This window comes from Nocardia nepalensis, assembly GCF_048910785.1.
Classification (GTDB): domain Bacteria; phylum Actinomycetota; class Actinomycetes; order Mycobacteriales; family Mycobacteriaceae; genus Nocardia; species Nocardia nepalensis.
This window is the reverse complement of the sequence record NZ_JBKBET010000003.1, coordinates 397149-416566: the sequence shown is the minus strand read 5'-3', so window position 1 is coordinate 416566 and position 19418 is coordinate 397149. Positions and strand designations below refer to the sequence as shown.

12 protein-coding genes are annotated in these 19418 nt (G+C 67.6%); 5 read left to right on the top strand and 7 right to left on the bottom strand.

Annotation, left to right across the window (positions count from 1 at the left end; translation table 11 throughout):
• The 4 genes from ACHQ4I_RS02450 to ACHQ4I_RS02435 form a co-directional block, all read right to left on the bottom strand.
• Entirely contained in the window at positions 1-984 is a 984-nt protein-coding gene (locus ACHQ4I_RS02450; protein WP_420769984.1) for an AAA family ATPase, read from the bottom strand.
• The gene (locus ACHQ4I_RS02445; RefSeq protein ID WP_420769983.1) at positions 981-2081 is read right to left on the bottom strand and encodes a DUF4129 domain-containing protein; all 1101 of its coding nucleotides are present in this window, start codon (positions 2079-2081) and stop codon (positions 981-983) included. The genes ACHQ4I_RS02450 and ACHQ4I_RS02445 overlap by 4 nt, the downstream gene beginning before the upstream one ends.
• Positions 2078-2875 (bottom strand): hypothetical protein, encoded by a 798-nt coding sequence (locus tag ACHQ4I_RS02440; protein ID WP_420769982.1) that lies wholly within the window; start codon positions 2873-2875, stop codon positions 2078-2080. The genes ACHQ4I_RS02445 and ACHQ4I_RS02440 overlap by 4 nt, the downstream gene beginning before the upstream one ends.
• Before the next feature lie 138 nt (positions 2876-3013).
• Entirely contained in the window at positions 3014-3559 is a 546-nt protein-coding gene (locus ACHQ4I_RS02435; RefSeq protein WP_420769981.1) for a TetR/AcrR family transcriptional regulator, read from the bottom strand.
• A gap of 87 nt (positions 3560-3646) precedes the next feature.
• On the opposite strand from ACHQ4I_RS02435, the gene ACHQ4I_RS02430 reads away from it, so the two are divergent.
• On the top strand, positions 3647-5176 hold the full coding sequence (locus ACHQ4I_RS02430) for an MFS transporter (RefSeq protein WP_420769980.1): 1530 nt from the start codon (positions 3647-3649) through the stop codon (positions 5174-5176).
• A gap of 114 nt (positions 5177-5290) precedes the next feature.
• Here ACHQ4I_RS02430 and ACHQ4I_RS02425 read toward each other — a convergent pair whose 3' ends face one another.
• Both ACHQ4I_RS02425 and ACHQ4I_RS02420 read right to left on the bottom strand, forming a co-directional pair.
• Positions 5291-6862, bottom strand: a complete 1572-nt coding sequence (locus ACHQ4I_RS02425; protein WP_420769979.1) for an adenylate/guanylate cyclase domain-containing protein — start codon at positions 6860-6862, stop codon at positions 5291-5293.
• 200 nt (positions 6863-7062) lie between these two features.
• Entirely contained in the window at positions 7063-8310 is a 1248-nt protein-coding gene (locus tag ACHQ4I_RS02420; RefSeq protein ID WP_420769978.1) for an MFS transporter, read from the bottom strand.
• Between the two features lie 122 nt (positions 8311-8432).
• Between ACHQ4I_RS02420 and ACHQ4I_RS02415 the strand changes: the two genes are divergently transcribed.
• A complete protein-coding gene (locus tag ACHQ4I_RS02415; RefSeq protein WP_420769977.1) occupies positions 8433-9404 on the top strand; it encodes a LysR family transcriptional regulator in 972 nt (323 codons plus the stop codon).
• Between the two features lie 262 nt (positions 9405-9666).
• Here ACHQ4I_RS02415 and ACHQ4I_RS02410 read toward each other — a convergent pair whose 3' ends face one another.
• On the bottom strand, positions 9667-11478 hold the full coding sequence (locus tag ACHQ4I_RS02410; RefSeq protein ID WP_420769976.1) for a DUF4407 domain-containing protein: 1812 nt from the start codon (positions 11476-11478) through the stop codon (positions 9667-9669).
• 247 nt (positions 11479-11725) lie between these two features.
• On the opposite strand from ACHQ4I_RS02410, the gene aroQ reads away from it, so the two are divergent.
• The 3 genes from aroQ (at position 11726) to ACHQ4I_RS02395 (ending at position 19200) form a co-directional block, all read left to right on the top strand.
• Entirely contained in the window at positions 11726-12319 is a 594-nt protein-coding gene (aroQ, locus tag ACHQ4I_RS02405; protein ID WP_420769975.1) for a gamma subclass chorismate mutase AroQ, read from the top strand.
• 766 nt (positions 12320-13085) lie between these two features.
• Positions 13086-17738, top strand: coding sequence for a glutamate synthase large subunit (gltB, locus tag ACHQ4I_RS02400; protein WP_420769974.1), 4653 nt, complete (start codon positions 13086-13088; stop codon positions 17736-17738).
• Positions 17731-19200, top strand: a complete 1470-nt coding sequence (locus ACHQ4I_RS02395; protein ID WP_420769973.1) for a glutamate synthase subunit beta — start codon at positions 17731-17733, stop codon at positions 19198-19200. Before gltB ends, ACHQ4I_RS02395 begins: the two co-directional genes overlap by 8 nt.
• The last annotated feature ends 218 nt before the right edge of the window (positions 19201-19418 follow it).

Here is a 19418-nt window from a genome sequence, read left to right as displayed (position 1 = left end):
TTACACCGGAACCGGAACCGACAGCAGCAGCGACGACATGACACCCTCGGTCGTCACACCGTCCAACTCCGCCTCGGGCCGCAGGTGCAGACGGTGTCGAAGGACCGCCACCGCAACAGATTTCACGTCATCCGGCGTCACGAACCCGCGGCCGTTCAGCCAGGCGAAGGCGCGCGAGGCAGCCATCAACGAGGTCGCCCCACGGGTGGACGCGCCGTGTTGCACCGCGGGGGAGTTGCGGGTGGCCCGGCAGATATCCACCGTGTAGGCGAGCACCTCGGGGCTGATGGTGACCCGGGTGATCGCCGCCCGCGCCGAGGCGATATGCGAGGGCCCCGCTACCGGCCGCAGACCGGCGGCGGCCAGATCGCGCGGATCGAATCCGCCCGCGTGCCGCTGCAGGATGCGGAATTCGTCGTCGCGGCCGGGCAATTGGATATCGACCTTGAACAGGAACCGGTCCAGCTGCGCCTCCGGCAGCGGGTAGGTGCCCTCCTGCTCGATCGGGTTCTGGGTGGCGACCACCACGAACGGATCCGGCAGCGGCTGCGGCTTGCCGTCCACCGAAACCTGGCGTTCCTCCATCGATTCCAGCAGCGCCGATTGGGTTTTCGGGGGCGTGCGGTTGATCTCGTCGGCGAGCAGCAGGTTGGTGAAGACCGGGCCCTGCCGGAAGGTGAACTCGGTCGTATGCGGGTCGTAGATCTGCGAGCCGGTTACATCGCTCGGCATCAGATCCGGGGTGAACTGAACCCTGGCGTGCTCGAGATCCAGGGCCGTCGCGAGCGCCCGAACGAGCAGCGTCTTGGCCACGCCCGGCACGCCTTCCAGCAGCACATGGCCGCGGCAGAGCAGTGCGAGCACCAGGTACATGATCGCGTTGTCGTTGCCGATCACCGCTTTGCCGATTTCGGCACGCAGCGCGGCGAATGCCGCGCCCGCCTCCTCGGCGGTGGGGGTGTGGTTGGTGTCCGTGCTGGTCATCCGACCTCCGCCTCTATCCATTCGAGTTGTGTGGCAACGAGTTGCAGGGTGCTCGCATCGGGCACCGGTCCGTACAGTGCGGCGCCGATCATGGCCGGATCGGCCCTGGTGCGGGTGGCGATCGTCGCGATGAGTCGATCCGGGGTGGCATCGGTGGTCACACCGAGCATGGGACGGATGCGGCGCAGTGTCGCGGCGCGCAGCCGGGCGGCGACATGTTCGTGGTCCTTCGACCGGCGATACAGCGCGGCCTGACCGCCGAGCAGTTCGTTCGCCGCCACCTCGACCGGCCTCGGTTCACCGACCAGCGCACCGCGGCGGCGCGCCCGCCACCACACCACGAGTGCGGCCGCGATCAGGAATTGGAGTCCGCCGAAGGCCAGCGGTGCGGGCAGCCTGCCGAAGATGGAGTCCTTGCCCGCGCCGAAGCCCGAGCCGCCGTCGTCCGGGCGCTGCTCGGGATGTTTGTTCGGCGGCGGGATGTCCGGCGGCGTCGGCTTGTGCGGGGCGGGCGCGGCGCACGAATTCAACACGGCGTACAGCAGCACGACCAACGCGATGACGGCCAGCAGCGCTGCCCAGAATTTCGGATTGCGCAGCAGGTCGGGCAGCGGCGGGAGTTGTCGGCGGGTCCTGGTCTTTTCGGTGATCGTCGCCTCGGCCGGTTCCGCCGCGGGCGGTGGGGCGCTGCGCGAGTACCGGTCGGCGTATTCGAGTCTGCGGTACTCGTCCTCGGTCGCGTGCCGACCGCCGTAGACGACCTCGTCGAAACTGTATGCGGCCGGATGTAATTCGGTAGCGGCCTCCAGCGGCAGCGCGGTCGTCGCGTCGTCGGCGGTTTCCCGGGCGGTCCGCGAGCGGCGGACCTCCAACATGCCGCGCTGTTCGAGGCCGCGCAGCACCGCACGGAATCGTTCACGCAGCGCGGTATCGAAATCGCGGTGCAGCGCGGCATTCTCGGCGGCCTCGCGGTGGTTGTCCGCCGGCCCGAGTCGCGGCGGCAGCGGTGCCGCGGGCTCGGTCGGTGCGGTGAAGTCCGGCGCACCGGTCGCCTGAGCGACACCTCTGATGGAATCGCTATCTGGTGCTTCGCTCATCTCTTTTCCGTCCCCGGCACCCGGATATCGAGCCCCTCGCGACGGCACCGCCGATCGACATACGACACCACCCGCGTCGCCGACTCGACAACCTCACCGAAGGCGATGATCAACAACACCGCGGAAGTGAGCAGGACGATGACCTGCCAGCGATGGGTTCCGGTGAAATCCGCGAGGTACCACGGAATGCCGAGCAGCGGCACGGCGATCAGGACCACCAGGGCGCGGCAGGCGAACCACAATCCGGTGATCGATGACTGGGCGCCCTCGACCAGCAGCTTCGAGCGCGCCACCGCCCCGGCGTGCGTGGTCCGCTCGACGAAGATGACCGGCACCGCGACGAATCGCCCGGCCCGCAGATAGCCGAGCCAGATCAGCGCGAACGGATAGGTGATGATCAGAATGCTGCCGCCGACCAGTACGCCGACGCCGACCAGGGTGTACAGCACCTGGAACGCCAGCAGCGGACCCGCGACCGCACCCACCCGGCCCAGCGCGGTGCGCCAGCCGATCGGTGATCCGGCCACCGTCGCCAGTGCGACCCCGACGGTCATTCCGCGCAGCAGGAACCGCAGCAACCAGGCGCAGGCCGCCGTCGCGAGGATCGCCGCCCACGCGGTTCCCGCGTCGGAGCCTTCGGTCAGATATGAAATCCCCCCGGTGACACCGACGACCACGAGCTCGGCCAGGACGAGCCCGATCGCGGTGGTGCAGACCAGCACGACGATATTCGCCTGGATCAGCGCGAACGGCTCGTCGAGGAGTTCGCGAAAGCTCAATGGACGGATCGGCACCGTCGTTCCAGGGGACCCTGGTACCGGATCGTTCCCCGCCCCGACGGCACCGGCCGATTCGGCGGCAGGTAGCACGCGGCCGAGTCTAATCGTCGGCGACCCGCCAGGCGGGTCACAACGTATGGATGGTGCGTCGGGTCAGCGCTCGAGCAGTCGGTCCACGACTTTCCGGTAGCGCGCCGGGTCGACGGCCGGTAGGCCGAGCAGGGCGCGCATGTAGGCGCCGTCGCCGACCAACCGGATGATGTCGGCCCGCACCGGATCGTCGACGTCGGTGTCCAGACCGGCCGACCAGCCGTTCATCATGTCGGCCAGCGCTTGGCGCACCTCATCGGTCTCCGGGCCGGATTTGGCATCGACGGTGCGCATGGCGGCGACCATCGATCGGTAGAGCGCGAGTTCCAGTGCGTCCGAGGCATCGTCCGGATTCGGGGTCTGCAGATACCACTCGGCGACCGATGTGCCCTTGGCGACGGCGGCGTCGAGTTGTTGTCCAGCACGTTCCCCCAGTCGGCGTACCAGGCCAGCGAGCAGGGCGTCCTTGCTCTTGAAGTGGTACAGCAGTCCGCCCTTGGAGACACCGGCGGTCGCGGCGACGTTCTCGAGGGTCACCTGGGACATCCCCTTTTCCAGCAGCAGGGTTTCGAGCGCGTCCAGGATCCGGTCGCGAGTGTTTGCCGTCACCGCCGTGACTATACCGGCTGGACGGTAATGTTGATTTACTGTACCGTCTGGACGGTAAGAAGACCGAAGACGGAAATCGAGAAGGCGATGACCACACAGATCGAGAAGGACACCGGGATCGTCCCGCCGCGCGCCACGGTCCGTGATTGGGCGGGCCTGGTCGTGCTCGCGCTGGCCCTGCTGCTGCTTGCCGTCGACGCGACCGTGCTCGACCTCGCGGTGCCCGCGATCAGCGCGGAATTGGCGCCGACCACACCGCAGCTGCTGTGGATCATCGACGTGTACTCGTTCGTCCTGGCCGGACTGCTGGTCGTGATGGGCAATCTCGGCGACCGGATCGGGCGGCGCAGACTGCTGCTGATCGGAGCCTTCGGATTCGGACTCGCCTCGGCGCTGGCCGCCTGGTCGGTTGATCCGGAAATGCTGATCGCCGCGCGCGTGCTGCAAGGTGTCGCGGGTGCGACGCTGATGCCCGCGACGCTGGGGCTGATCCGGTCGATGTTCCTGGATCCACGGCAGCGCACCGTCGCGATTTCGGTGTGGGCGGCGATGGCCGGGGGTGGTGCGGCGGCGGGTCCGCTGCTCGGCGGCTGGCTGCTCGAGCACTACTGGTGGGGTTCGGTATTCCTGGTGAACCTGCCGGTGCTGCTGGTGCTGCTGGCGGTGGGCCCGGCGCTCATTCCGGAATCCCGCGACCCGCGGCCCGGCCGCTTCGACCTGCCGAGCGCGGCGCTGTCCATGTTGGCGCTGGTGCCGGTGGTGTACGCGGTCAAGGAATCCGCGGCGCACGGTATGAGTGTGCGGCTGTTGGTGATCGGTGCGGTCGGTGTCGTCGCGGGTGTGGCGTTCGTGCACCGGCAGCGTGGACTCACCCACCCGATGATCGACCTGAAGCTGTTCGCGCTCCCCAGCTTCCGCACCGCGGTCCTCACCAATCTGCTCGCGGTCTTCGCGCTGGCCGGTGTGCTGTTCTCCGGCTCGCAGTATCTGCAGTTGGTGCTGGGACATTCGCCGATGCGGGCCGGATTGCTCCTGCTTCCCGGTCTCGCGGCCAGCGTGCTCGCCTCATTGGCGGCGGCGTGGTTGGTCCGGGTGCTGCGTCCCGGGCTGGTGCTCGGTGGCGCACTGGTATTCGCCGCGATCGGTTCGGCGCTGTTCCTGTGGCTGAGCCCGGATTCGGCGACCAGTACGGCCCCGTTCATCGTCGGGTTCCTGTTGCTCGGCGCGGGTGTCGGTGTGGCACTGACGGTTTCGTCCGATCTGGTGGTCAGCTCGGCTCCGGCGGAGCGGGCCGGTGCGGCCGCGGCGGTCTCGGAGACCGCCTACGAGACCGGCATCGCGCTCGGTGTCGCCGTGCTCGGCAGCGTCACCATGGCGGTATTCCGCGGCGGACTCGACCTGTCCCGGGTACCGAGCGAGCAGACCGGCGCGGCCTCGGAATCCCTCGGCGGCGCTACCGAATTCGCGCGCGAACTGCCGGAATCGGTGGCCAGCGGATTCCTGACATCGGTGCACGAGGCCTTCGTCTCGGGCGTCCACGTCGCCGCGATCGGCACGGCAGTCGTGCTGCTGATCGCCGCGGTGGTGGCCTTCCAATTGCGCACGGCCCGCGCGTAACCCGATGTAGCCGAGGAGATTTCGCCCCGTTCGAAGGTCGAGCGGGGCGAAGTCGTACCCACGTTGCGTCGAATGATCGACACCGATTCGAGTGCTGGTGAAAATGCACGACGGCTAATGGGTCTGCGGCCGTCCGAGTTGGGTCGCCGTGACCCTGCCGCGCAGCAGGACGGATTCGCCGAGGGTCCACTGTTTCGCTTCGGACGGGTTGGCGGCGGCGATGGTGGGGGCGGAGGTGAGGAGGCGATGCGGATCGGTTTTGGCGAGTTCGCAGAGGCGGGCGGCCTCGTTGACCGCATCGCCGATGACGGTGAATTCATAGCGTTGGTGCGCGCCGACATTGCCCGCGACGACGCGGCCCGCGGCCACGCCGATGGCGGCGGTGAAGTCGGCGGCCCGCGCGGTCAGGCGGTTTCGGATGGCGCGGGCGCAGGACAGGGCCGCGCCCGCTGCGTCGCCGAGTGGCGCCGGCGTGCCGAAGACGGCCAGCGCGGCATCGCCCTCGAATTTGTTGAGTAGCCCGCCGCACTGTTCGACCTCATCGACCACTATGTCGAAGAAGCTGTTCAGGATGGCGACGATTTCGGTGGCGGGGCGGGTGGCGGTCATGGTCGTCGAGCCGATGATGTCGATGAACAGCACGGCCGCTTCGCATTCCACGCCGCCGAGATTCGGCTCGCCCTCGAGTGCCGCCTCGGCGACATCGTGGCCGACATGCCTGCCGAACAGGTCCCTGATCTGTTCGCGCTCGCGCAGACCCGCCACCATGCGGTTGAATCCGCTTTGCAACTCACCCAATTCGGTGCCGTCGTAGACCGTGAGCGCGATATCGAGATCGCCGTCCTCCACCTGACGCAGTGCGCGGCGCACGCCGCGGATGGGGGCGACCGTCGCCGCCAGGGTCTGTGTCATCAGCAATAGACCGAAGCAGAGTCCGGCGCCGCCGAACGCCAACATGCACACCGCCAGCCGCGCCGTGCTCACCTCGTCCATGGTCAGCGCCAGAATGGCCACCACCATCGACGCGGTCATCGGAACCGCGGAACCCAGCGTCCAGGCCAGAATCGACCGCCCGAACACACCGATGCCGCGCCGCCGTCGCGAGGCCGCGGCCTCGAGCACCCGCGCGGTCGAGGGCCGCAGTGCGAACTCGATGATCAGATAACTGTTGGCGCACACCACGATCGCGCTGAACCCGATACCGAACACGATTTTCGGGATGAGCGCCGGATCCGACAGTCCGTACAGCGTGGTCAGCACCGCCATGCCGCCCAGCCACAGCACTGCCTGGCACCGCACCAGCCGCATCGGCACCCGGGTTGCCGCGAGCTGCTCCGCCTCGGTCGGCACCTGATCCGGATCGATCGCCCACCGCAGCGCACCCAGTCCACGCGTCGTGCCCCACCAGAGTCCGATCACCAGGGCCAGCGCCCCATAGAGCGGTGTGGCGACGAAATCGAGCAGCACCAGCCGCCTGGTGAACACCGTCGGGCCGGGCAGCACGAACCCGGTCAGCGCGATCGATACGAAGATCCCGGTGAGATTCGCGATCAGCAACGGCAGCGTCAGCAGCAGCTGTACCCGAATCCGCCGCTTGCCAGCCGATTCCGCGGCAGACCCGAGCAGCCGCGACCCCCAGGGGGCAGCCCCCGCGTCCGGCTTGGTCCGCACGTCATTGTCTGGCATGCGTTGCAGACTAAGCTCCGCACCCGCGATAGCGGCGGCCACCGCCACCTCGTTCGATCTTGCGTTGCGCCTCGGCGTGTACGCCGGTGATGCGGTGGCGGCGGCCGCTATCCCCCTCTCTGCGGCAAATGCGCGATCGGGCGGGTGCGACTGCGCTCGATGGGCCTGCTCTTCCCCGGTGAGCGGGGCGTCGCGGTGGGTCATGCGGCCGGGACGTCTTCGGCCGACAGTGCCGGTTCGGTGTCGAGCAAGTGTGTCCGTTCGGGCAGCAAGAGTGGGGTGGCGAGCAGGAGAACGCCGGCGATGGTGATAGCCGCGATGGGGCTGGTGAGTGTGGCGAGGATGCCCCAGATCACCATGAGGGCGGCCTGCACGAGTTTGCCGCTGACACTCCACGTGCTGAGGACTTGGGCGGCATGATCCGCGGGAGTCCGCTGCAGGCGTTCGGTGGCGTAGATCGGGTTGAAGATGCCCATGCAGATGATCAGCAGGCCCTCGACGATGATCACGGTGAGGAGTCCGGTGACGCCGGGATGGATGAACGCGAGACCCAGCGGGAAAAGCGATCGCAGCCAGCCCGAGACGGTCATGACTCGGTGCCGGCCGTAGCGCTGCACGAGGCGGGTGGAGAGGCGGGCGCCCACTAAGCCGCCGAGTGCCGGGATGCCGAAGGCAAGACCGTACTGCCAGGCCGGGAAGTGGTATTCGCCCAGCAAGAGGACGGCCAGGAGCGGGGCGGTGGCCATGATCAGGCCGCCGACCAGGATCTGATTGAGGAACAGGCGACGTAGTGCGCGGTCGTGGCGGATGAACCGCCAGCCACGAAGCAGGTCGGCTCCGCGCAACCTGGCGGCCGGATCGCGGGGCGCCGCGACGTCGCCTCCGCGGATGCGCAGGACCGCGAGTGCGGATAGCAGGTAGCTGAGGGCGTCGGCCATGACGGTGACGACCGGACCGAGCAGCCCGATGAGCGCGCCGCCGAGGGGCGGTCCGGCCGCGGTCGCCACCCAACTCGTGCCCTCGAACCTCGCGTTCGCGGTAAGGAGGTGATCGCCGCGGACGAGGTATTTCAGGTACGCGCCGGATGCGGCGGTGAAGGCGATGCTCGCGGTTACGGAGATGACCGAGACGACCAGCAACTGGCCGTAGGACAGCACGCCGAGGAAGTACGCGATCGGAACACTGGCCATCGCGAGGAACCGGGCCAGGTCCGTCGCGATCATCACCGGACGCTTGGGCCGGTGCTCGACCCACGGCCCGAGCGGGAACGCGATGATCGCCGCGACGGCAGGCCCGGCCGCCTCCAGCAGCGAAACCGCGAATGCCGATGAGTGCAGCACACGAACCGCGATGAGCGGGAACGCTCCGAAGGCGATCCACGTGCCGTATGTGCTGACGGCGTAGGCCGACCACAGCCAGCCGAAAGCGGACCCCGATTTCACGCCCATATGACTCCCCTGCAACAACCGATGTTTGGATCACTGAATCAAATCGCCTACGCCACAGCAGGATCAAACAACCGCCGTTCGGTGAGCCACAACGATCAGTTGTGCAGATATAAGCTGGACCAATGGATACCGAGGCAGTGCGATCGTTTGTCCGGGCGGCGGAGCTCGGACAGTTGCAACACGCGGCCGACGAGCTGGGCGTAACGCAGCAGGCGGTCTCGAAGCGGATCGCCGCCCTGGAGCGTGAGCTGGATGTCCGCCTGTTCACCCGGACCGCCCGAGGGGTCGAACTGACGCTCGACGGCCAAGCGTTCCTCCCACACGCGCGCAGCATCGTCGCGGGCGTCGATCGCGCCGTCACCGCGGTCAGGCCGGGCTCGCGGGCCCTTCGGATCGACGTTCTGGGCCTGCGGAGCGCGCAGGCCGTCGTTCTGCACGACTATTGGCGCTCGCATCCCGAAACCGACCTGGACGTGGTGACCCTGAAGGTCAACGATCCGCACGTGGCGGCCGCCGCCGTCCAGGCAGGCGATATCGACGCCTCGTTCCGCACCGTCACCGATCCGGCCACGCTGCCGCGCGACGTGCAAATGATCCACGCCTTCGACTCGCCGCTGGAACTGCTCGTCGGCCCCAGGCATCCGCTTGCCTCCGCACGAACACTGACCCCACCCCAGCTGCGCAAGCTTCGGATCTGGGTACCGGGCATCGTGCCCCGAAGCGAATGGGCAGAGTTCTACGATCAGCTCGCCACCGCCTTCGACCTCCGCATCGACGCGGCCGGCCCGAACTTCGGTGACGAGGTACTACTGGACGCCCTCGCGGACTCCGCCGACGTCGCCACCCTTGTCGGCGCGCGCGATCGGTACATCTGGCCGACGAACCACGACCTACGCCGCATCCCGATCGTGAATCCGACGCTCGCCTACCCGCTCTGCCTCATGTTCCCCAGAACGAATCCGCACCCGGGACTTCGGGCGATCATCAACCACTTCGCGAGCCTGACCCCGCTCCCCGAGACGGCCTGGCTCCCGTCCTGGGCAACGACACCACGCCGCGGCGCCGGCCACATCGCGCACATCCGCGACAGATAGTCGTGCATCACCAACATGACTCGCTCAACCCGTTCGCCACCGAGTTCGATCTGCCGCCGCAGTCGCCGCTCGAGCGGCACAGGTGATAGGAGATCGGACCGAGCACACGCGCGATGGTGCCGTTCGGGCGATCCGATCGGACAGCGGCGCGGCCCCGGCCGTCAGGAAGGTATCGAATGGCGACGGCCGGCAGGGAGCAGCGGACCCGCGGATACCGAACAGTGCCGCAACGCACCCGTGCGTCCGTCGGAACCGCGTCCGATCAGTTCGCGGGCGGGAGTTCCCGCGGGCCGCGGCGGCCGGGCAGTTCGTTGCGCTGGCGGGCCGAGAGTTCGTCGTGGCGTTCGACCGGGGGCAGGCCGTAGCCCTGGGGTGCGGCGGCCGAGGGCAGTGCCGAGTAGCGCGGGTCCTGGGCGTACTGCGGGTAATCCGCGTCCACGACGGTGGCCGCGATGCGCTGGGCGTGCCAGGAATCGGGGGTGCCGGGTGGCAGCTGGTAACCGGCCTGGGCCGGCTGACCGATGGCCGGTGCATGCGAATCCTGGGAGTCCACGGTCACCTTGCGGGTGCGGCGCAGAGTGAAGGTGATCTCCTCGACCTCCTCGAACGCCTGCCGCGCGGTGCGCAGCGGGTGGGTGGCGGTGTCGATCGCGTTCGCGACGAACGAGGGCACCAGCGGCCGGATCCAGCGGGCCGCGGTATCGCTGAACGGCACGGTGCCGATCAGCGGAAGTTCCAGGCCGCCGCCCTTGGGTGCGGCGGGTGCGGCCGACGCGACATGCGGCACCACCGTGCCAGCCGCGCTGGTCGGTGCGAGCGCCCCCGCGCTGACGGTGGCCGGTAGGTTCGGTGTCACGATGCCCTCCTGAGACACGGAGCTGTCCTCTCGGTCGCCAGCCGTTCCGGCTGGGAGTTCGCCACGACGCTGATTTCCAACGAGGTGTTGGGGTTCGGTGATGCCGATCTCCAGCCCGCCGATGGCGGCGATGATCCGGGTGCGCTGGCGCTCCCGGTCGATGGCGGTATCGGCCTCGACGGCAAGTCGGGCGGCGGTCAATTGCTGTTCGGCGCGCAGGGTTTCGGCCTCGGCCCGCACCTCGGCCCGCTTGACCGCGATGGCGGCATCGGCGCTGCGTTCGGCGCGGTCCTGCACGGTGTGGAAGGCCAGTCGCCGATCGAATGAGGTCTCGCCGCGCCACCACCGCAGGATCAGCGGCAGCAGCGCGAGCAGGACGAAAACAATGATGGTCAGCACCCGCAGCAGGAAGGCCCCCGCCGTGCCGGTGGTGTAGTCGTTCATCGCCAGCCAGCGCGCGCCCAGGCCGCGATCGGCATCGGCGAAGGCGACGGAACCCGCTGCGGTGACGGCCTTTTGGTCATCGGCGATCCGCTGATCCAGCCCGGCCACCCGGTTCTGCGCCGCGGCCAGCTGCTTGCGCGCGTCGTCGAGCATTTCGTTGGCGGTCTGCGATTCGGGTCCGCGGCCCGGCACGCCGGTGATCCTGGTCTGCGGGCACTCCGGTGTCGGGTTGTACTCACAGCGCGCGATCACCAATGCGTGGTCGATATCGGCCTGCGCTTTGACAATCGACTGATCCAGCGCCGCGCGATCGGCCTTGGCGCGGTCGAGTTCGGTGGTCGCGGTGACCACGGCGGGCGCGGAATCGACGGCGCGCTGGGCCTTTTCATCCAGCAGCCGGTCGATGGTGCCGCCGAAGAGCACCGTCGAGGCGAGTTCGGCGACCAGCACACCGGCACCGACCGCGACCGCGATCCGTCCGGCGAGGCCGCGGCGGTCCGGTCCGCTGGCCGGTCGCGCGGTCGCGAGTGCGCGGGCCACCGCACCGGCCAGCAGTGCGCCGACGATCGCGACGAAGACGATCGCGAATAAGGGCATGGCATCGGCCGCGGCCAGGGCAAGTGTGGTGACCAAGCCGGCCGCCGTCGCGAACAGCAGTACGACGGCACCGCTCACGGCATAGCCCGCCCGCTCATGCCGTTCGTTGAGTTCTATTCCACCCTGCTCGCGCCCGAGACCTCCGCCGAGCCAGCTGAACAAGCCGGTGACTGTCATGGGATCCCACATCCTCTACATCCCAGTCATGGCGGCCGCGCCGCTAGCGACTGCTTGCAGGTCGCTCGATAGGACCGGCGAAACTGTCACAGATTCGTTGTCACAGCGTGACAGGCGCGGCCGCGACACACCGAATGAGGAACCGGGGATGTGGTAAGGCTCACAGAATTGCCGATTCCGCCCGGACTTGTGCGCGCGCTCACCCTTAATCTGGCGTAGTTGACCGGAACCGGACGGGGTGGTGCGAATGTTTTTCCGAGGCTCGGCGAGGGTTGTGGTCTGTGTGGCGGCCGCACTGTTGATGGCTGCCCCCGACAGCGGCGCGCAAACACTCGACGACGACCCGGCTCTGGACCGCATCGTCGCACTGCTGACCGAACGCCTGGACACCGCCGACGCTGTCGCCGCGGCCAAATGGGCGACGGCCGCGCAGAACGGTGGCGAGCCCTCGATCGACGATCCGGCACGCGAAGCGCAGGTATACGACTCGATGGCGCGCCTCGGCGCCGAGCGCGGACTGCCGGAAAGCTGGATCCACCAGGTGTTCTCGGGTCAGATCGAGGCCAATAAGATCGTCCAGCGCGGCCTGGTCACCCGCTGGCGCTTCGATCCGGCCGCGGTGCCGAGCACGCCGCCGGATCTGGCCACCGTGCGCCCGGTGATCGACCGGGTGAACGCGGAGATCATCGACCAACTCGCGCTGCGCCGCGCCGAGCTCACCGGACCGAATTGTGCCCAGCGCCTGGCATCGCCGGTGCTCGGGGCCCTTACCTCCGGACGTGCCGACCCGCTGCACCAAGCGGCCCTGGTCAGGGCCGCCGCCGCGCTGTGCGGTCCTTAGTCCGGTGTGCTATAGGCCGCAAGTCCTCCGGCACTGTGTGTCGGAGACCGGAAATGTGTTGTAAAGCACTCGCATTCGGGTTGCTGGAAATGTGCTGAATCCCACAGAATGTAAAAGAATCCGGATGGTCGGATCAGGTTGTGTGCTCGTCACGCCCCTGTCGGAAATCTCTCATCCACCCCGCTGACCAGTTAGCCACTGCGGATCGGGTTTGCGTCGTGTGAAGCAGGGGAAATCCACTTCGATGCAGGTGAGCGCCGGTTCTCGCGTATGCGGTTCGCCGTCGCGCGGGTCCTGGGTGCCCGTTGTCGCAGGTTGGCACGGGGTGCCAAGGGGATCGATCCCACCGTGTTCGCTGCTTTACACTGGACAACGCGCACACGTGGAGGACCGAATGAAGAAGCCCAGCTAGACCTTGTTATTAGCACAACCTAAGTTGGTTGGGCTCAGGACCTGACTTATCGTTTGCTCTTACGCCGAACACAGAATGTTCGGCACTATCGCCCGCTCGGGCTCGGAAATCCGGTGCCCAAGCGTAGCGGGCGAGCACCCGCGCGGAGGTAAGGAACACGTAAGCGTTCCGTTACCGACGAGCACCCCTACGTCACAGCAGCGGGTGGACAACTGGAGACCGTGACTGCACGAAGAAGACCATCAGCGCGGCTGGTTTCGCAACGTACGGGCGCAGTCTTGACGGAGGCAATCGACGAAAGGCCCCTTTCCCATAGGCCGATTCATCGAGGCCGACTTTCTTGAAGGCAGAGGCATGACGCAACTTCCTGGCCACAGGTCCCCCGGACCCATCGGGCTCTATGACCCGGCGAACGAACACGACGCCTGCGGTGTCGCATTCGTCGTCGACATGCACGGCCGCCGCAGCCGCGACATCGTCGACAAGGCTATTACGGCTCTGTTGAATCTGGAGCACCGCGGTGCCGCGGGCGCCGAACCCAATAGTGGTGACGGCGCGGGCATCCTGATCCAGATTCCGGACCGGTTCTTCCGCGCCGTGGTCGATTTCGAGTTGCCGCCGGAGGGCTCCTACGCCACCGGTATCGCCTTCCTGCCGCAGGCCCGTCGCGAGGCGACCAAGGCGGCCTACGGCCTGGAGCGCATCGTCGAATCCGAGGGCCTGGCCGTCCTGGGCTGGCGCGACGTGCCCACCGATGAGTCCACCCTCGGTGCGCTGGCCCGCGACGCCATGCCGACCTTCCGTCAGATCTTCATCGGCTCGCCGAAGGGTTCGGCCGAACAGCTGTCGGGCATGGACCTGGAGCGCCGCGCCTACGTCGTGCGCAAGCGGGTCGAGCACGAGCTCGGCAAGGCGGGCGCCGGTGAGGGTGCGGTCGGCAAGGAGTCGGTCTACTTCCCGAGCCTGTCCGGGCAGACCTTCGTCTACAAGGGCATGTTCACCACGCCGCAGCTGCGCGCTTTCTACCTGGACCTGCAGGACGACCGGGTGGAGTCCGCCCTCGGCATCGTGCACTCCCGGTTCTCCACCAACACCTTCCCGTCGTGGCCGCTGGCGCATCCGTTCCGCCGGGTCGCGCACAACGGTGAGATCAACACCGTCACCGGCAACGAGAACTGGATGCGCGCCCGCGAGGCGCTGCTGCGCTCGGATGTCTTCGGCATCGACGAGGCCGGCAACAACCGCCTGGAGAAGATCTTCCCCGTCTGTACCCCGGGGGCGAGCGATACCGCGCGCTTCGACGAGGTGCTGGAACTGCTGCACCTCGGCGGCCGCAGCTTGCCCCACGCGGTGCTGATGATGATTCCCGAGGCCTGGGAACGCAACGAGAACATGGACCCGCAGCGGCGGGCGTTCTACCGCTACCACTCGATGCTGATGGAGCCGTGGGACGGCCCGGCATCGGTCTGCTTCTCCGATGGCACCGTGGTCGGCGCCGTGCTCGACCGCAACGGCCTGCGGCCCAGCCGCGTCTGGGTCACCGATGACGGTCTGGTCGTCATGGCCTCCGAGGTCGGCGTCCTCGATATCGATCCGGCCAAGGTGGTCAAGAAGGTCCGGCTGCAGCCGGGCCGCATGTTCCTGGTCGACACCTCGCAGGGCCGCATCGTCGGCGACGAGGAACTCAAGAGCCAGCTGGCCGCCGAGCACCCGTACCAGGAATGGCTCGACGCCGGTGTGACCAAGCTGGCCGACCTGCCCGATCGCCCGCACGTGCACATGTCGCACGATCGCGTGCTGATCCGTCAGCAGATCTTCGGATACACCAACGAAGAGCTGAACCTGCTCATCTCGCCGATGGCCAAGACGGGGCTGGAGGCGCTCGGCTCGATGGGCACCGACACCCCGATCGCGGTGCTGTCGTCGCGCCCGCGACTGCTCTTCGACTACTTCTCCCAGCTGTTCGCGCAGGTGACCAACCCGCCGCTGGACGCGATCCGCGAGGAAGTGGTGACCAGCCTGCGCCGGGCCATCGGCCCGGAGGCCGATCTGCTGCACCCCGGCCCGGAGTCCTGCCACCAGATCACCATCCCGCAGCCGATTCTGGACAACGACGAGCTGGCCAAGCTCATCCACATCAACGACGACGGCTCGCATCCGGAGCTGCGTTCGGTGGTCGTGCACGGTCTGTACCCGGTGAAGAAGGGTGGCAAGGGCCTGCGCAAGGCGCTCGAGGCCATCAACACCCAGGTCTCGGCCGCGATCGAGGGCGGCGCGCGGATCATCGTGCTGTCCGATCGCGAGTCCAATGAGAAGCTGGCGCCGATTCCGTCGCTGCTGCTGACCGCGTCGGTGCACCACCACCTGGTCCGCGAGCGCACCCGCACCATGGTCGGTTTGGTCGTCGAGGCCGGTGACGCCCGCGAGGTGCACCACATGGCCATGCTGGTCGGCTTCGGCGCGGCCGCGATCAACCCGTACATGGCCTTCGAGACCATCGAGGATCTGCTCGAGCGCGGCGGACTCCAGCTGCCCGGCAGCACCGGCGATCTGGCCGCCGACTACCGCAAGGCGGTCGCGAACTACAACAAGGCCGCGAGCAAGGGCGTGCTCAAGGTGATGTCCAAGATGGGCATCTCCACCATCGCCTCCTACACCGGCGCGCAGCTGTTCCAGGTCATCGGCCTGTCGCAGGACCTGGTGGACGAGTACTTCACCGGTCTGCGCTCGCATCTGGACGGCATCGGCCTGGACGAGATCGCCGCCGATGTGGCGGCCCGGCACACCGTGGCGTTCCTGGAGAACCGCAACGAGCGCGCGCACCGCGAACTCGAGGTGGGCGGCGAATACCAGTGGCGGCGCGAGGGCGAATACCACCTGTTCAACCCGGACACCGTCTTCAAGCTGCAGCACGCCACCCGCAGCGGTCAGTACTCGATCTTCAAGGAGTACACCAAGCTGGTCGACGACCAGTCCGAGCGACTGGCCTCGCTGCGCGGCCTGTTCAAGTTCAGGACCGGTGAGCGCAAGCCGATCTCCATCGACGAGGTCGAGCCCGCCAGCGCCATCGTCAAGCGGTTCTCCACCGGCGCGATGAGCTACGGCTCCATCTCCTCCGAGGCGCACGAGACCCTGGCGATCGCGATGAACCGGCTCGGCGGTCGCTCGAACTCCGGTGAGGGCGGCGAGCACCCGGCCCGCTTCGAGGTCGAGGAGAACGGCGACTGGCGGCGTTCGGCGATCAAGCAGGTCGCCTCGGGTCGCTTCGGTGTCACCGCCCACTACCTGACCAACTGCACCGATATCCAGATCAAGATGGCCCAGGGCGCGAAGCCCGGTGAGGGCGGCCAGCTTCCGGCGCACAAGGTGTACCCGTGGGTCGCCGAGGTGCGGCACTCGACGCCGGGTGTCGGCCTGATCTCGCCGCCGCCGCACCACGACATCTACTCGATCGAGGATCTGGCGCAGCTGATCCACGACCTGAAGAATGCGAACCCGCAGGCTCGGATTCACGTGAAACTTGTCGCGGAGCCCGGCGTCGGCACGGTTGCGGCCGGTGTGTCGAAGGCGCACGCGGACGTGGTGCTGATCTCCGGCCACGACGGCGGCACCGGCGCCTCGCCGCTGACCTCGCTGAAGCACGCGGGTGGTCCATGGGAACTCGGCCTGGCCGAGACCCAGCAGACGTTGCTGCTCAACGGACTTCGCGACCGCATCGTCGTACAGGTCGACGGTCAGATGAAGACCGGCCGCGACGTGATGATCGCCGCGCTGCTCGGCGCCGAGGAATTCGGTTTCGCCACCGCGCCGCTGGTGGTGTCGGGCTGCATCATGATGCGCGTCTGCCACCTCGACACCTGCCCCGTCGGTGTCGCGACGCAGAACCCGGTGCTGCGCGAACGCTTCACCGGCAAGCCGGAATTCGTCGAGAACTTCATGCTGTTCGTCGCCGAAGAGGTCCGGGAACTGCTGGCGGAGTTGGGCTTCCGCACGCTCGACGAGGCCATCGGCCGGGTCGACATGCTCGACACCTCCCAGGCCAAGGCGCATTGGAAGGCCAGCAAGCTGGACCTTTCGCCGATCCTCGACGATGTCGAGACCGCGTTCATGCGTCAGGACCGCTACTGCACCAAGACCCAGGACCACGGCCTGGACAAGGCGCTGGACCAGCAGCTGATCGCGCAGAGCAGCGATGCGCTCGAGCGTGGTCAGGCGGTGAAGTTCGAAACCAAGATCACGAACGTGAACCGCACCGTCGGCACCATGCTCGGCCACGAGGTGACCAAGCTCTACGGTGGCGCGGGCCTGCCCGATGACACCATCGACATCACCTTCAGCGGTTCCGCGGGCAACAGCTTCGGCGCCTTCGTGCCCGCCGGTATCACGCTGCGGGTACACGGTGACGCGAACGACTATGTGGGCAAGGGTCTTTCCGGCGGCCACCTGGTCGTGCGCCCCTCGCTCAACGCACCGGCCGAATTCGTCGCGGCAGAGAACATCATCGCGGGCAACGTGATCCTGTTCGGCGCGACCAGCGGTCAGGCATTCCTGAGCGGTGTGGTCGGCGAGCGGTTCGCCGTGCGCAACTCGGGCGCCACCGCGGTGGTCGAGGGCGTCGGCGACCACGGTTGTGAGTACATGACCGGTGGCCGGGTGGTCATCCTCGGTGAGACCGGCCGCAACTTCGGCGCCGGTATGTCCGGTGGTGTGGCGTTCGTCTACGACCCGAACGGCACCTTCGAGGCCAGGCTCAACCCGGAGCAGGCCGACGCGGTCGAGCAGCTCGCCGGTGACGACTTCACCTGGCTGCGCGACATCATCACCCAGCACCGCGAGCAGACGGGTTCGGCTGTCGCCGAGCGCATTCTGAGCGACTGGTCCCAGCAGGTGAACCACTTCGTGAAGGTTATGCCGCGCGAATACAAGAAGGTTTTGCTCGCGATTTCCGAGGCCGAGAAGAACGGCACGGACGTCGACGAGGCGATCATGGAGGCGGCACGTGGCTGACCCGCAAGGATTTCTGAAGCACACCAAACGGGAACTGCCGACGCGTCGTCCGGTTCCGCTGCGCCTGATGGACTGGAAAGAGGTCTACGAGCAGGGTTTCTCCCACCAGACCCTGCAGACCCAGGCCAGCCGGTGCATGGACTGCGGTATTCCGTTCTGTCACAACGGCTGTCCGCTGGGCAACCTGATCCCGGAATGGAATGACCTGGTCTACAAGGGCCAGTGGCGTGAGGGCATCGACCGGCTGCACGCGACCAACAACTTCCCGGAGTTCACCGGGCGGCTGTGCCCGGCGCCGTGCGAGGCGTCCTGCGTCCTCGGCATCAACCAGGATCCGGTGACGATCAAGCAGGTCGAGGTCGAGCTCATCGAGAACGCCTTCGACGAGGGCTGGGTGACCCCGGTCTACCCGACCCGCCTCACCGGCAAGAAGGTCGCCGTCGTCGGTTCGGGTCCGGCCGGTCTGGCTGCCGCACAGCAGCTGACCCGGGCCGGTCACACGGTGACCGTCTTCGAGCGCGCCGACCGCATCGGCGGCCTGCTGCGCTACGGCATCCCGGAATTCAAGATGGAGAAGCGCTTCATCGACCGCCGCCTGGCGCAGATGGAGGCCGAGGGCACCATCTTCAAGACCGGTGTGAACGTCGGTGTCGACATCACCGCCGACGAGCTGCGCGCGCGGTTCGACGCGGTCGTGCTCGCCGGTGGCGCCACCCTGGCGCGTGACCTGCCGATCCCGGGCCGGGATCTGGACGGCATCCACCAGGCGATGGAATTCCTGCCGTGGGCCAACCGGGTACAGCTCGGCGACGATGTCACCGACGAGAACGGCCTGCCGCCCATCCACGCGAAGGACAAGAAGGTCGTCATCATCGGTGGCGGTGACACCGGCGCGGACTGCCTTGGCACCTCGCACCGGCAGGGCGCGGCGAGCATCCACCAATTCGAGATCATGCCGCGGCCGCCGGAGGAGCGTGCCACCTCCACTCCGTGGCCGACCTACCCGCTCATGTACCGGGTCTCCTCGGCGCACGAGGAGGGCGGCGAGCGGGTGTTCTCCGTGAACACCGAGCGCTTCGTCGGTGCGGACGGCAAGGTCACCGCGCTGGAGGCGCACGAGGTCAAGATGGTCAACGGCCGCTTCGAGAAGGTCGAGGGCACCGACTTCACCCTCGAGGCCGACCTGGTGCTGCTCGCCATGGGCTTCACCGGTCCCGAAAAGCCGGGCCTGCTCGAAGGTTTGGGCGTCGGCTACGACCAGCGCGGCAATGTCCAGCGCGACAAGAACTGGGCGACCAACATCCCGGGCGTCTTCGTCGCCGGTGATATGGGCCGCGGCCAGTCCCTGATCGTCTGGGCCATCGCCGAGGGTCGCGCCGCGGCCGCCGCGGTCGACAAGTTCCTGGAAGGCGAGACCGCGCTGCCCGCGCCGATCGCCCCCACGGCGGTCGCCCAGCGCTAGAACCTCTCTCTTACCGGAGCGGAAAGGGCGCCTGTGGACTTCGGTCCACAGGCGCCCTTGTTTGTGCGTCGAATCGAGCCGCTCGGCATTTGCTGTTCACTCCTGCGTGATCTTGCCGGGGTCGAGTGAAAGATCGCGGAACGGAACCGGTTCCGGCGTGCGCGGTGACGGGAATCGGACACGGTAACGAGTTTGAATGGCGCAGGTGGGGGTGTTGC

Excerpts from the sequence above, each read along its gene's own strand:
- ACHQ4I_RS02420 (WP_420769978.1), bottom strand. The coding sequence starts at position 8,310 with ATGGGCGTGAAATCGGGGTCCGCTTTCGGCTGGCTGTGGTCGGCCTAC.
- ACHQ4I_RS02430 (WP_420769980.1), top strand. The coding sequence starts at position 3,647 with ATGACCACACAGATCGAGAAGGACACCGGGATCGTCCCGCCGCGCGCC.
- aroQ (WP_420769975.1), top strand. The coding sequence starts at position 11,726 with ATGTTTTTCCGAGGCTCGGCGAGGGTTGTGGTCTGTGTGGCGGCCGCA.
- gltB (WP_420769974.1), top strand. The coding sequence starts at position 13,086 with ATGACGCAACTTCCTGGCCACAGGTCCCCCGGACCCATCGGGCTCTAT.
- ACHQ4I_RS02425 (WP_420769979.1), bottom strand. The coding sequence starts at position 6,862 with ATGCCAGACAATGACGTGCGGACCAAGCCGGACGCGGGGGCTGCCCCC.
- ACHQ4I_RS02450 (WP_420769984.1), bottom strand. The coding sequence starts at position 984 with ATGACCAGCACGGACACCAACCACACCCCCACCGCCGAGGAGGCGGGC.
- ACHQ4I_RS02445 (WP_420769983.1), bottom strand. The coding sequence starts at position 2,081 with ATGAGCGAAGCACCAGATAGCGATTCCATCAGAGGTGTCGCTCAGGCG.
- ACHQ4I_RS02415 (WP_420769977.1), top strand. The coding sequence starts at position 8,433 with ATGGATACCGAGGCAGTGCGATCGTTTGTCCGGGCGGCGGAGCTCGGA.
- ACHQ4I_RS02410 (WP_420769976.1), bottom strand. The coding sequence starts at position 11,478 with ATGACAGTCACCGGCTTGTTCAGCTGGCTCGGCGGAGGTCTCGGGCGC.